This is a genomic window from Gammaproteobacteria bacterium (assembly GCA_016195665.1).
In the GTDB taxonomy this organism is placed as follows: Bacteria; Pseudomonadota; Gammaproteobacteria; order SURF-13; family SURF-13; genus JACPZD01.
Map to the genome: position 1 here is coordinate 30,120 of JACPZD010000020.1, position 13,635 is coordinate 43,754.

The 13,635-nt window shown below is 58.6% G+C and carries 14 protein-coding genes and 1 tRNA gene; 12 read left to right on the forward strand and 3 right to left on the reverse strand.

What is annotated here, in order from left to right; genetic code table 11:
- Positions 1–119 precede the first annotated feature (119 nt).
- Both HY028_05315 and HY028_05320 read right to left on the reverse strand, forming a co-directional pair.
- Positions 120–614: a GNAT family N-acetyltransferase gene (locus tag HY028_05315; protein MBI3344264.1), complete on the reverse strand. Its 495-nt coding sequence runs from the start codon at positions 612–614 to the stop codon at positions 120–122.
- Positions 611–895 (reverse strand): DUF1778 domain-containing protein, encoded by a 285-nt coding sequence (locus tag HY028_05320; GenBank protein ID MBI3344265.1) that lies wholly within the window; start codon positions 893–895, stop codon positions 611–613. Before HY028_05320 ends, HY028_05315 begins: the two co-directional genes overlap by 4 nt.
- Before the next feature lie 628 nt (positions 896–1,523).
- Between HY028_05320 and HY028_05325 the strand changes: the two genes are divergently transcribed.
- Complete coding sequence (locus tag HY028_05325) at positions 1,524–3,335, forward strand: hypothetical protein (GenBank protein ID MBI3344266.1); 1,812 nt, start codon at positions 1,524–1,526, stop codon at positions 3,333–3,335.
- Here HY028_05325 and HY028_05330 read toward each other — a convergent pair.
- Positions 3,279–3,518, reverse strand: coding sequence for a hypothetical protein (locus HY028_05330; GenBank protein MBI3344267.1), 240 nt, complete (start codon positions 3,516–3,518; stop codon positions 3,279–3,281). The genes HY028_05325 and HY028_05330 overlap by 57 nt on opposite strands.
- Between HY028_05330 and HY028_05335 the strand changes: the two genes are divergently transcribed.
- The 11 genes from HY028_05335 to HY028_05385 all read left to right on the forward strand — a co-directional run bounded on the left by HY028_05335 (position 3,505) and on the right by HY028_05385 (position 13,560).
- Complete coding sequence (locus tag HY028_05335) at positions 3,505–3,810, forward strand: hypothetical protein (GenBank protein ID MBI3344268.1); 306 nt, start codon at positions 3,505–3,507, stop codon at positions 3,808–3,810. The genes HY028_05330 and HY028_05335 overlap by 14 nt on opposite strands.
- A gap of 28 nt (positions 3,811–3,838) precedes the next feature.
- Positions 3,839–8,230 (forward strand): choice-of-anchor D domain-containing protein, encoded by a 4,392-nt coding sequence (locus tag HY028_05340; GenBank protein MBI3344269.1) that lies wholly within the window; start codon positions 3,839–3,841, stop codon positions 8,228–8,230.
- Positions 8,231–8,285: 55 nt separating this feature from the next.
- Positions 8,286–8,645 (forward strand): hypothetical protein, encoded by a 360-nt coding sequence (locus HY028_05345; GenBank protein ID MBI3344270.1) that lies wholly within the window; start codon positions 8,286–8,288, stop codon positions 8,643–8,645.
- Positions 8,645–8,977 carry a hypothetical protein gene (locus HY028_05350; protein ID MBI3344271.1) on the forward strand — a complete coding sequence of 111 codons (333 nt, stop codon included), beginning with the start codon at positions 8,645–8,647 and terminating at the stop codon, positions 8,975–8,977. Before HY028_05345 ends, HY028_05350 begins: the two co-directional genes overlap by 1 nt.
- A 377-nt stretch (positions 8,978–9,354) precedes the next feature.
- The gene (locus tag HY028_05355) at positions 9,355–10,116 is read left to right on the forward strand and encodes a triose-phosphate isomerase (protein ID MBI3344272.1); all 762 of its coding nucleotides are present in this window, start codon (positions 9,355–9,357) and stop codon (positions 10,114–10,116) included.
- 7 nt (positions 10,117–10,123) lie between these two features.
- Positions 10,124–10,585 (forward strand): preprotein translocase subunit SecG, encoded by a 462-nt coding sequence (secG, locus tag HY028_05360; GenBank protein ID MBI3344273.1) that lies wholly within the window; start codon positions 10,124–10,126, stop codon positions 10,583–10,585.
- A gap of 22 nt (positions 10,586–10,607) precedes the next feature.
- Positions 10,608–10,692: transfer RNA gene (locus tag HY028_05365), tRNA-Leu, on the forward strand.
- A gap of 84 nt (positions 10,693–10,776) precedes the next feature.
- Positions 10,777–11,133, forward strand: a complete 357-nt coding sequence (locus HY028_05370) for an NADH-quinone oxidoreductase subunit A (GenBank protein ID MBI3344274.1) — start codon at positions 10,777–10,779, stop codon at positions 11,131–11,133.
- Between the two features lie 4 nt (positions 11,134–11,137).
- Positions 11,138–11,614, forward strand: coding sequence for an NADH-quinone oxidoreductase subunit B (locus HY028_05375; protein MBI3344275.1), 477 nt, complete (start codon positions 11,138–11,140; stop codon positions 11,612–11,614).
- Between the two features lie 19 nt (positions 11,615–11,633).
- The gene (locus HY028_05380) at positions 11,634–12,323 is read left to right on the forward strand and encodes an NADH-quinone oxidoreductase subunit C (GenBank protein MBI3344276.1); all 690 of its coding nucleotides are present in this window, start codon (positions 11,634–11,636) and stop codon (positions 12,321–12,323) included.
- Positions 12,286–13,560, forward strand: a complete 1,275-nt coding sequence (locus HY028_05385; GenBank protein ID MBI3344277.1) for an NADH-quinone oxidoreductase subunit D — start codon at positions 12,286–12,288, stop codon at positions 13,558–13,560. Before HY028_05380 ends, HY028_05385 begins: the two co-directional genes overlap by 38 nt.
- Positions 13,561–13,635 lie beyond the last annotated feature (75 nt).

Consider the following 13,635-nt stretch of genomic DNA (forward strand, 5'->3'; position numbering starts at 1 on the left):
GGCAACATTCCGCAAGCGGATTTTCTACGGCTTGTCCTGCAATTGGGCTTGTGCGATGCACACTCGAGCCAACACCGAGTAACATGACAGCGCCGCCGCCTTGGTTTTAGGGCTCCATACTATTTTTCAACGGTTGTCAGCATCACGCATAGCGTCATCGGGTTAATGGGCGATTCCAGAAAGCCGCGCGATAAATAGAATCGTTTTGCTGGCTCAGAGCGCGCGTGAACGAGCAGCGCCGCCACACCCGCAATCGTTGACGCTTGCAGGGCCCGAAGCAGTGCGTCCCGCAACAGGGCGCTGCCAAGGCCACGATTATGATAATCCTTGTGCACAGCCAACCGTCCCGGCACTAAAACGGGCACGGGGTCGGGCATATTCCGCCGCATGGCCTTGGGTGCTTCTTTGTGGCCGATAGCCCCCGCCGATAAACAGTAATAGCCAATCACTGCTTTACCATGACACACAACATAGGTGCGCGATGCACCAGAGCGGTTGTTTCGTATGGCTCGTTTTTTCAGCCATTCATTGAGTCCTGCTTCCCCGCAATCAAACATTTCGAGATTGTGGTCTTCCGAAAGCGGGACGGGCGCCGATAACGTGCCCGCTGTCATTCCCACGGTGCTTTCGTGGTGAGCAGCCGGCGTAACCTGTCCGTTTGTGTAGGCGGGTTGTCCAACATCTCCTGAAACTGAGCGAAAACATCGGCATCAAGCGCAAAATATGTCTGGTCAAGCAGTACGTCTTCTGCTTCACGGCACGATGCTTCAAGCATGAAATCAGATCGGCTGCGGTTGAGACGTTCTGCGGCTTGGTCAATCAAATCGCGTTGCTGCGCTTTTGCACGGATGCTGATAGTGACGGGGTGATGTTTCTGTGCTTGCCTGTGTCTCATTGTGGCGCCTCCTATTGTAGGCAAATAATAATACATTATTGTATTGAACATTATAATACATACTTTACAGCACCGTAGTGCAATTCTTAATCTTGAAAAGCCAAGTGAGCAATCGTTGGGGTGATTACATCAGTCACTTTCCCTCTTCAGTCTGCGGGTCAGCCTATGTCGGTAAATTTTACATCTACTGCCCCTACATTCTATCCGGGCGTTGAGGCATTTGCCTCACATAGCCCGCTCGTCTGCGCGTTGCCCCTAATTCCAATCTGTCTGCGTGCCACGCACAGGTGGTTTGCTTTCGCTCGGGAATGACGACTCCTACCACCCCGCTTACATTGCTGGATCAGACCACCGCCACCCACGTATGGAGCCGGATTGTACCCTGCGCTGTTTGTCGAGAAATTTTACAACTACTCCCTGTCATAGTCCTATCTTACTGAATAAATTATAATTTTTTTGCGGGCATGGTTTGTGCATTTCCCCTTTATATAAATTAGTCAAGGACACGCTACGCGGGTTGCCTGTGGGTAATATTTAACTGGGAGAGTACGTCATGAAGAACCGGAGCTTAAACCGCCAAAAACGGATCTGCCTGTCGATCCTGGCCGCGGCCGGCGTGATTGCTGCGTTGGCTGTGCCACCGCAGGCATCGGCGGCCAGTTGCACCTGGAACCCGGCGACCGGTAACTGGAGCACCGCCAGTGATTGGTCATGCGGCATCGTGCCCGCCAGTACCGACACCGCAAACATCGGTGCCAGCAAAGTGGTCACCATTACGTCCGGCCAATCGATCTTGACGCTCGGCAACAGCGGCGGCGTCAACATCGACGCCTTCGGCCTGAATTTGGTGGGCGGTGGCAGCACCGTCAACACCGGCACTATCAACGTCGGTGGCGCCAGCACCGCCAACCTGGGTGTCTCGGCCGGGCACAACATCAACAACGCCGGCGGCGTCATCAACATCGCCGTCGGCAGTGTCGTCAACCAGTTTGGTAGCACGATTACAGGCGGCACCATCAACACCACGGGAACCGGCGCGCTGGTTGCGTTCAACAGCTCCAGCAACTTCCTCAACGGCGTCACCCTCAACGGCAGTCTTGATCTAGCCACCAACACCGGGATTGAGCGTGTCAGCAGTGGCCTCACCCTTAACGGCGCCATCAACGTCAACAACAACAGCATCCTGGCATTCGAGGGCGATCAGACGGTCAGCGGCACGGGCACGATCACCCTCGGCAACACCGGGGGCGGCAACCGCGTGAACCTCGAAGCGGGGAATCTGGTGCTGGGTTCCGGCATTACCCTGCATGGACAGAACGGCACCATCGGCAATCAGAGTTTCATCGGCGGTCCCGCCACCCTGACCAACAACGGCACCATCTCTGCCGATGTCTCAGGGGGTCTGATTACGCTTGCCGTGAATGGACTCACCACCAACAATGCCACATTATCAGCGCAGAATGGCGGCACGCTGCAATTGAACAGCGCCGTGACCAACGCGGGCAGCGGCCACATTGATGCGATAGGTGCGGGCAGTCAGGTGGTGCAGAATGGGGTAACCGTCAGCGGCGGCGCGATCAACACCACCGGCGGCGGGGTTCTGGCGCCGACAAACAACGGCAACAACTTCCTCAACAGCGCCACCCTCAACGGCACGCTCGACCTTGCCACTGGCACCGGGATAGAGCGGTTGGGCGGCAGTGGGCTGACCATGGTGAGTGGCAGCGCCATCAACATCAACGGCAATAGCATCCTGACCCTGGAAGGCAGTGCCGGTTTGAGCGGCACGGGTGCCATCGTTCTCGGCGCGACCGGGGGCAGCAACCGCATCAATCTTGAGAATATCGGCACCAGTACCATCGCTACCGGAATACTCATTCATGGGCAGAACGGTACCATTGGTCAACAGTCCTTTATTGGCGGCGCGCCGCATGACCTGGTCAACAACGGCACCATCTCGGCCGATGTCGCGGGCGGCACGATCAATCTGACTCCGAATGGCGGCACGACCAATAACGGGACGCTGTCTGCCCAAAGCGGCGGGACGTTGCTGTTGAGTACGAACGTGGTTGGTAATGTCGGCAGTCAGATCATCGCGGGCGCGGGCAGCGCAGTCGTTCAAAATGGTGTCACTATCAGCGGTGTTATCAATACTTCAGGCACGGGCAGTTTTAACGCCACTAACAGCGGCGGCAACTTTCTCGATGGTGTCACTTTCAGCGGCACCCTCGATCTAGCCACCGCCACAGGTGAAGAGCAGGTCAAGAACGGCCTCACCCTTAACGGCGCCATCAACGTCAACAACAACAGCATCCTGGCATTCGAAGGCAATCAGACGGTCAGCGGCACGGGCACCATCAGGGCAGAACGGCACCATCGGCAATCAGAGTTTCAGCGGCGGTCCCGCCACCCTGACCAACAACGGCACCATCTCGGCTGACGTCTCGGGTGGAACGGTTAATCTCGCGGTAAATGGCCTCACCACCAACAACGGCACGCTGGCAGCGCAAAACGGCGGCACGCTACTGCTCAGCAGCAATGTCGCGGGCAGTGTCACCGGGCAGATCGCCGCCGGCGCGGGCAGCCTCGTGTTACAAAATGGCGTGACCGTGAGCGGTGTCATCAACACCTCCGGCACCGGACGCTTTGCAGCATCCAACAGCGGCGGCAATTTCTTAAGCGGGGTAACTTTGGGCGGCACCCTCGATCTAGCCACCGCCACAGGTGAAGAGCAGGTCAAGAACGGCCTCACCCTTAACGGCGCCATCAACGTCAACAACAACAGCATCCTGGCATTCGAAGGCAATCAGACGGTCAGCGGCACGGGCACCATCAGGGCAGAACGGCACCATCGGCAATCAGAGCTTTATTGGTGGTGCGGCCACGCTGACCAACAACGGCACCATCTCGGCTGACGTCTCGGGTGGAACGGTCAATCTTGCGGTGAATGGTCTCACCACCAACAATGCCACACTGTCTGCTCAAAACGGCGGCACCTTGCAGTTGAGTAGTGCGGTCACCAACGCCGGCAGCGGCCACATCGACGCCACCGGTGCGGGGAGTAGTGTCGTCCAAAACGGCGTAACGATTACCGGTGGGACGATCAACACCACCGGCGGCGGGGTTCTGGCGCCGACAAACAACGGAAACAATTTTCTGAACGGCGTAACGGTCAACGGCACCATCGATCTCGCTACGGCCACCGCTATTGAGCGCATCGGCGGAGGAACGACGATTAATACGGGCGGTGCGTTCAACATCAACAACAACAGCATCTTGTCTTTCCAAGGGACGCAAAGCATCGGCACCACGGGTATAGGCAACATCGTGCTGGGCAACACCGGAAGCAGTAACCGCATCGCCATTGAAGGCGGTACGACCCTGACGGTCGATCCAGGTGTCATCATTCACGGTCAAAACGGGACGATTGGCAGTCAAATCTTTGCCGGCGGTGCGGCCGATCTAATCAACAATGGCACGATTGCCACGGATGTCAATGGCGGATTGATCACGATTGCGCCGAACGGTAACCTTACCAACAGTGGGACACTACGCGCGGCGAATGGAGGAACGCTGACCGTCTCACCGGCGGTCGCCTTCACCAATTTGTCGGGCACGACCCTCACTGGCGGCGCTTATGAAGTGATTGCGGGCGGCGGAACTTCGAATCTGCGCCTGCCCAATGCCAACATCGTCACTAACGCGGCGACGATCCTGCTCGACGGCGCGAACTCCAATCTGCTTAACAACAACACGAGCGGCGATGCGCTGGCCAGTCTGGCCACCAACGCAACCACGACGACGCCCGGTAATTTTACGATCCAGAACGGACGCAACTTCACCACCGCCAGCGCCTTTATTAATAACGCGTTGGGCGTGGTCACTGTCGGCAACAGCAGCACATTTAATTCGACCGGTGCATTCACCAACAGCGGCACACTGGCCATGCGCGGCGGCACGTTCGACGCACCTGCCAGCTTGATAAACTCCGGCGTGGTCAACGGCAGCGGCATAGTCAATCCCAATATTCAGAATACCGGCACTGTCCAGGCCTTCGGCGGCACGTTGACCGCGACCAATGGCATCACGGGCGCCGCCGGCGCCGTGCAAAGCGATGCCGGCGGCGCCTTGGCGATTGGCGCCGCAAGCACGGCGGGTACCTTGACCAACAACGGTAATCTCGCACTCGGTACCAACAACATTACGGTGTCAAACGCTTATAACAATGCAAACTTCGGCTCAGGGAACAGCTTCAACAATCGCGCTAATGTCACCGGCGCCGGCCAGATTCTGGCGGCGGGGTTGAGCCCCAGCACCGCCCAGACACTCTCGGGCAATATTGTACCCACGCCCACCAGTGGCAATGCGACGATGAATTTCGGCAACATTCACGTCGGCAGCTCAAGCACGCTTAATTACCAGATTGGCAACGCCAATACGGGTGGCCCGGATCTGCTCGGCGCGATCCAGACCACGGTCAATGGCGGCAACATTACCGATGCGCGCCTGTCGGGAGCGGGCGTGACAGCCTCGAATTGGGGGCCAGTCGCCGCCGGTGGTAATACTGGCAATTTAGGCGTCACGTTCAGTGCGGCCAGCGGCGGCGCGCTGACCGGTCAGCAAGTGCACATCCGCAACAACTTCGACAATACCAACGCGCAGAACCTGACGATCACCGGCGCGGCTTATAACCTCGCTGCGGGCAATACCACGCCTTCACCGGTGGTGTTTGGCAATGCCCATGTGGGTGACGTACTTACTCAGGGACTCACGGTAAGCAACACCGCCCCGGCGGGCGCCTTTACCGAGGGGCTCAACGCAAGCTTCGGGTCCAATACCGGCAACGCCGGTAACAACGCTGGTTCGGTCAGCCTGCTCGCGGGCGGGGCTTCCAACAATACCAATCTGTCGGCCACGCTTGACACCACGGCAGCGGGCGCGCGTAGCGGTACAGTGACGGTGAACTACGTCTCCGACGGCGCCGGCGCCAGCGGCCTGGGAACGACCAGCGTGGGCTCGCAGACGATTAACGTCTCAGGCAATGTCTATCGCCTGGCGCAAGCGAACAGCATCGCCCCGATCAACTTCGGCAATGTGCTGGTGGGCTCGTCGCAGACCCAGACCGTGTCCATCAGCAACCTAGCCACTGCCGATGGCTTCTCGGAAGCGTTGAACGCCGCGTTCGGCGCCATCGGCGGGGCGAATCCGGGCCAATTTTCGGCTGCAGGCTTCATCAACCAATTAGCGGCGGGCGCAAACAACAATGCCAATATGATTGTGACGCTAAATACCAGCAGCGCCGGCGCCTATTCGGCCAACGTGCAGATCCTGCTCAACTCCGATGGAACCGGCACGAGTGGTTTGGGCATTGCTGCGCTTCCCACTCAAGTCATCAACCTGGATGGCCTGGTCACCGGCACGGTGGGCAACCTTGCCCAGGCCGGCCCCCATTCGCCGGAGCCGGTTAACTTTGGCAATGTGCGCGTTGGCACAGTCGTGCCCACACAAGCCTTATCCATCAGCAACACAGCCAGCGGTCCGGCAGAGGGCTTGAATGGCTCAATCAGCACGGGTAGCGCGGGCCTCACCGCAGCTGGCTCCTTTACCGGTCTTGCAGCAGGCGCCACCGACAACTCCAGCCTGCTCGTCGGCATCAATACCACGACTGCCGGGTCGCGCAATGGCACAGCCACCATCGCGCTCGCCTCGGATGGCACGTTTAACAACGGCACACAAACCACGCTGTCTTCACAAACGGTGAACGTGACGGGTGGGGTGTTCCAGGTGGCGCAGCCGACCGTGCCCGCGAACGTGAATCTGGGCAATGTGCGTATCGGCGGCAGCCCGACTCAGGCTATTACCATAGGTAACACCAATATCTCGCCTGCGGGATTCCAGGAAGGACTGAACGCAAGTGTAGGCGGCGCCTCCGGCGGAGCAACCGGCACGGGCTCCATTACTAATCTTGCCGCGGGCAGCACCAGCAACGCCATTAACGTGGGTCTGAACGTCGGCGGGGCGGGTGCGCAGTCCGGGGTGGTGACGCTGAATCTCGCGTCGAACGGCACCGTGAGCGGCCTTAGCGACCTTGCACTGGCGAATGCGAATGTCAATGTGCAGGCCACCGGGTATCGCTTAGCCGATCCGGTTATTAACACCGGCTCGATCACCCTTGCCGCGCGCGTCGGTGACGCCAGCCCATCCGCGGGCATCAGCGTGACCAATACCTCGCCCGATAGTTTTACCGAGGGCTTGAACGTCACCCGCGGCAGCACTACACCGGCAGACTTCACGTCTTCTGGCAGCATTAGCAACTTAGCGGCCGGCGCCACCGATAGCAGCGCCATCCAGGTCGCCTTAAATACCAGCACAGCGGGCACTTTCACCGGAACCCAGGGGCTGAACTTCGTCTCCACCGGTGCGGGCACCACCGGCGCAGCGGATATTTCCGTGGGAACCGGCAACGTTAACTTAAACGGTAAAGTGTATACCCCCGCCCAAGCCAGTGCCGGCACAACCAGCATCAACTTTGGCATTGTTCATGTGGGCGATGTGGTAGCGGCACAAACGGTGTCTCTGGCCAACAGCGCCCCGGCCACGGCCTTGAACGACACGCTCAGCGGCAGCTTAGGCGGCGCATCCGCGCCGTTCTCGGCCAGCGGCAGTGTCAGCGGGCTGACCGCCGGAGGACCGGCCGATACCACCAGTCTGCAAGTCGGCTTGAGCACCTCTACCGCCGGCATATTCACGGACAACGGCATCCTCATGCTGGCCAGCCAGAATCCCGACATGCCCGACCTGGCGCTGGCTGACGTGTCTATAGACCTGAATGCGCAGGTCAACAACTATGCCGATGCAGCGCTACGCAAGAACTCCGGCGGCGGCTCATTTACAGGCGGCGGCAATCTGTTTGTCCTGGATTTCGGCACGGTGGTGTTTGGATCGGGTGCAATCGCATCTATTCTGGAGGCGTTCAACTCGGCCTTCGGCCCCGCGGATTTACTTGACGGGATATTTAGTTTTCTCGATACGCAGGACTTCACGTACAGCGGGTTCGGTTCCTTCAGCAATCTTGCTGCCGGGCAAGGAAATGGCGGCATGAGTGTCGGCTTCAATCCCACGGCGCTAGGCTCGTTCAGCGATGACATTCAACTCGCGTCGCTGGGGCACAATGCGAGTGGCTATAGCGACGCCCTGCAGGACATCCAACTGCGTGTTCAAGGCAATGTCGTCGCCGGCTCGCCGGGAACAGTCCCCGAACCCGGTACTTGGGCACTGCTGGCGCTGGGCTGTTTCATGCTCACGCTCATGCGGATGCGCCGTGGGGTGAGATAATTTCATTTCGCAGTCAAAAACGATTAGAATTAAAGCGAATTGAGAAAATAAAAACATGCTTAAAAAAGGGGAATTTTGGATTTTGACCGCGGCAGCGCTGCTTCTGCTGGCGCTGATCCTGGTCAACATGGGACTGTTTATGAGCAACCGCTCGGCACAAGCCGACGTGAATACGCGCAACCAATACTTGCAGCAAAGCCTCCAACTGGAGGGCTTGTATCGCGAGATGGTCAAGGCTCTGGCCGATCTGTCGGCGCGTAACCAGGATACACAACTCAAGGACTTGCTGGCGAAGCAAGGGATCACCTTCACTGTGAATCCACCGGCAGCGGCCGGCAGTACCACCCCTGCCGCAGGAAAAAGCGAACCGCAACCGGTATCAGGCGCCGTGACGCCCAAGGACAACAAGCCATAATGGAACCCGGCTTCGAAGAACCGGCTCGTAACGAAAGCAAAGCGCACAGCCCCCTTGTCCCGTTGCTCTTGCTTTTGCTCGCACTGTTGGTGTGGATAGCATTTCAAACCACCCAATTACTCTCTGAGCGAGGGAATCTGAAGGCGATGGAAGCCAATCAGGAAGCGCAAGTCCAGCAATCCCAAAAACTGCGCGCGGCGCTGGATGCGCTCGCCGCAGACACCGCCAAACTCGCGGAGCAAGGCAACCCGAACGCCAAGCTCTTGGTGGAGGAGTTGCGCAAGCGCGGTGTCACCATCAATTCCAATGCGGCAAAGCCCGCCGGAAAGTGATCTCAACAAATAGCCTGGATGCAACGCAGCAGCACCCCCCCTTGAGGGTAGGGTGATCAATCAGGATTTTGACTCCCGGATTTCATTTCATTCCCATTTCATTCCATCCGAGCTACGCTCGCTTGAGTGTAATAGTGCAGTAGGCTGGTTGAGGAACGAAACCCAGCGATAACCATCACGATCGCAAAAATGCTGGGTTTATCAACTCAGCCTACCGCGCTTTACGCAGTTCCTCCACCGTGGTCACTTCGAACTTGAATCCGCCCTGTCAAAACCGTTGTAGGGGTGACACTCAAAATACGTTTCGTAGGGTTTCAAATAGCAAATTGCTATTTTTGGCTAAGCTCAGTAAGCTTGGCGGCTTTTAGGAGGGTCGCATGAGCCGCCAAAAGCTCGTGGCCGGGAACTGGAAGATGAACGGTTCCAGGGCCGTTACCCGGTCGCTGATCGGGGGTATTTTGCAAGGCATGGCCCGAGTCAAAACGGGCGCGGTGGTGGTGTGTCCGCCGGCCTTGTATCTTGCCGAGGCGGCGGTTCTGCTTGCTGGCAGCCGGATCGCATTGGGGGCGCAGAATCTGTGCGCCGAAGCGGAGGCGGCGGGGGCTTATACCGGCGAGGTCTCCGCGGCGATGTTGCTGGATGCCGGTTGCCGCTATGTGATCGTGGGGCACTCCGAGCGGCGCGCCTATTACGGGGAAAACGATGCCGTGGTCGCGCAGAAATGCGTGCGTGCGCTGGATGCAGGGCTGAAGCCCATCATCTGCGTGGGCGAATTGCTGGAGGAGCGGGAGGGCGGCCAAACCGAGGCAGTGGTGGCCCGCCAACTAGATGCGATTCTAGCCAAGGTGGAAGTAACCCGGCTGGCCGGGGCGCTGATTGCTTATGAGCCGGTGTGGGCGATTGGCACCGGCAAGACGGCTACGCCTGAACAAGCTCAAGCCGTTCACGCCTTTATCCGGGGGCGGATTGCCGCACACAATGCTACAATAGCAAATTCCATACAGATTCTTTATGGGGGCAGTGTCAAGGGCGCAAACGCCCATGACCTTTTTAATATGGCGGATATAGACGGCGGGTTGATTGGCGGCGCGTCGTTGAACGCCGATGAGTTCCTGACTATTTGTCAGGCGGCAGGGTGATGGAAGCATGCTTACAGCTTTATTGGTGATAGATGTACTGGCCTGCGCGGGCCTTATTGTGTTGATACTGCTCCAGCACGGCAAAGGCGCTGACGTCGGCGCGGCATTTGGCAGCGGCGCGTCGCAGACGGTGTTCGGCAGCCAAGGCTCGGCCTCGTTTCTGACACGCACCACCGCGGTATTGGCCGTGGTGTTCTTCGCCGCAAGCCTGGGTCTGGCTTACCTCTCGGGTCAGCGTGCGAAAACCACGGGTGCGGTGGAGCGGCTTGCGCCCATCACGGCCCCGGCTGATAAACCGGCGCCGGCGCCGCAAACCGATTTGCCGACATTGCCCGCTCAGCCTGCGGTACCCGCTGAGAGGGGAGCAACGGATCCCATTACGGGTCTGCCGGCCAGGCCCGTGACGCCAGTGCCCGCGAACCCTGCTGGTCAGTCTGCGCCAAATCCGGCTTCGGATATCCCGAACTAGAGGCAAGCTTCTATTAATGAATGCCGACGTGGTGGAATTGGTAGACACGCCGTCTTGAGGGGGCGGTGGCGTAAGCTGTGCGAGTTCGAGTCTCGCCGTCGGCACCATACAATAAATAGTCACTAGACTTGTTTAAATCTTCTGCTTAGACTGTCTCTAAAGAGGTTGTTGGCCTGTAGAATGAGGTTGGTGTGCTAGAGAATTACCTGCCTATCTTGATTTTTATTGTGGTCGGCATCGCCTTTGGCGTACTGCCGATCGTGGGCGGTTTCTTGCTCGCCCCGCACCGCCCCGACAGCGAGAAGCTGTCGCCCTACGAGTGCGGCTTCGAGGCCTTCGAAGACTCGCGCATGAAGTTCGATGTGCGCTATTACCTCGTGGCGATACTGTTTATCATCTTTGATTTGGAGATCGCCTTCCTGTTTCCCTGGGCCGTCGTGTTGAAGGAGATCGGCCTGTTCGGGTTCATGGCGATGATGGTGTTTCTCGGAATTCTGGTCGTGGGTTTCATTTACGAATGGAAGAAAGGGGCCTTGGAATGGGAGTGATCCTATGGGCATAGAAGGCATCCTTGAAAAAGGCATGGTCACCACCAGCCTTGACAGCCTCATCAACTGGGCGCGCAGCGGCGCGCTCTGGCCGATGACCTTTGGACTCGCCTGCTGCGCCGTCGAGATGATGCACGCCGGCGCTGCGCGTTACGACCTGGATCGCTTTGGCGTGATATTTCGTCCCAGCCCGCGCCAGTCCGACGTCATGATAGTAGCCGGTACACTGGTCAACAAGATGGCGCCCGCGTTGCGCAAGGTCTATGACCAGATGGCCGAGCCGCGCTGGGTGATCTCGATGGGCTCCTGCGCCAACGGCGGCGGCTATTATCACTATTCCTACGCCGTGGTGCGCGGTTGCGATCGCATCGTGCCGGTGGATGTTTACGTACCCGGCTGTCCGCCCACGGCGGAGGCGCTGCTGTATGGAGTCATTCAGCTCCAGAACAAAATCAAGCGCACCAACACCATCGCCCGCTAAGACGCCTTCTATGCCTGACATGACGACTCAGAGCCTTGCCGCGCGCCTTAAAGAAAGGTTTGGCGGCCTGCTGACGTCCTGCAAGGAATCCATAGGCGAGGTGACGATCGAGATCCCTCGTAACCGGCTGCTTGAGGTGTGCCGCGCACTGCGCGACGAGGAAGCTTTCCACTTCGAGCAGTTGATGGATGTGTGCGGCGTGGACTATTCCGTATACGGCCACGGTTCGCGCGGCGAGACGGGGCTCATCGCCGAGGATGTCATCGAATTCCCCGATTATCCCGAACAACACTGGAGCGGACCGCGCTTCGCCGTGGTCTACCACCTGCTCTCGCTCAAACACAACCGGCGCTTGCGTGTCAGGATATTCGCTGAAGACGCCGACATGCCGATGGTGGATTCCGTGGTCGAGGTCTGGGCCTCCGCCAACTGGTTTGAGCGTGAGGCCTTCGATCTGTTCGGCATCGTGTTTGAAGGGCACCCCGATCTGCGGCGCATCCTCACAGACTATGGCTTTGTCGGCCATCCGTTCCGCAAGGACTTCCCGCTCATCGGCAATGTCGAGATGCGCTATGATCCCGAAAAACAGCGCGTCGTGTACGAACCGGTGAAGATCGTAAACCGCGTGCTGGTGCCGCGCGTCATCCGTCATGACCAACGTTACGTGGTGGATAAAACCCAACAGGGGGCGAATGATGGAGATTCGTAATTACACCATGAACTTCGGTCCGCAGCACCCGTCCGCGCACGGTGTGTTGCGACTGGTGCTGGAGATGGACGGCGAGGTGATCCAGCGCGCCGATCCGCATATCGGCCTGCTGCATCGCGGCACCGAAAAGCTCGCCGAGAGCAAGCCCTTCAACCAGAGCATCGGTTATATGGACCGCCTCGACTACGTCTCCATGATGTGCAACGAGCACGGCTATGTGCTGGCGATGGAGAAGCTGCTCGGTATCACGCCGCCGATTCGCGCACAGTACATCCGCGTGATGTTCGACGAGATCACGCGCATCTTGAATCACCTGTTGTGGCTCGGTGCGCACGCCCTCGACATCGGCGCCATGACCGTATTCCTGTACTGCTTCCGCGAGCGCGAAGACCTGATGGACTGCTACGAGGCCGTGTCGGGGGCGCGCATGCACGCGACCTATTATCGCCCCGGCGGCGTATACCGTGACTTGCCTGACCGGATGCCGCAGTACAAATCCTCCAAGTGGCACAACGAAAAAGAGACCGTTGAACGGAACGCCAACCGTCAGGGTTCGCTGTTGGATTTTATCGAAGACTTTACCCGGCGCTTTCCAGCTTACGTGGAAGAGTACGAAAGCCTGCTCACCGACAACCGTATCTGGAAGCAACGCACCGTCGGCATCGGTGTGGTCACGCCGGAACGTGCCCTGCAATTGGGTTTTACCGGCCCGATGTTGCGCGGCTCCGGGGTCGAATGGGATCTGCGCAAGAAGCAGCCCTATGAGGTCTACGACCGGCTCGACTTCGACATTCCGGTCGGCGTGACCGGTGACTGCTATGACCGTTATCTGGTGCGAATTGAGGAGCTGCGGCAGTCCAATCGCATCGTGCGGCAGTGCATAGACTGGCTGCGCGCCAACCCCGGCTCCGTGATGATTGAAGACCACAAGGTCGTGCCGCCGCGCCGCGAGGAGATGAAGGCCGATATGGAGGCCCTGATTCATCACTTCAAGCTGTTCACCGAGGGTTTTTGCATCCCGGAGGGCGAGGCCTATGCGGCAGTCGAGGCGCCGAAGGGCGAGTTCGGCGTATATCTGATTTCCGATGGCGCCAACAAACCTTACCGGCTCAAGGTGCGCGCCCCGGGCTTCGCTCACCTGGCTGCCCTCGATGAGATGTGCCGTGGCCACATGCTGGCCGATGTCGTCGCGATTATAGGCTCGCAGGATATAGTCTTCGGAGAAGTAGATCGCTGATGGGCACCTCTAAAAATGTGTCTTTTGTCTTTATGCTGCGTTGGAATTCTGCTCGAAATGCTCATGTACTGTCGT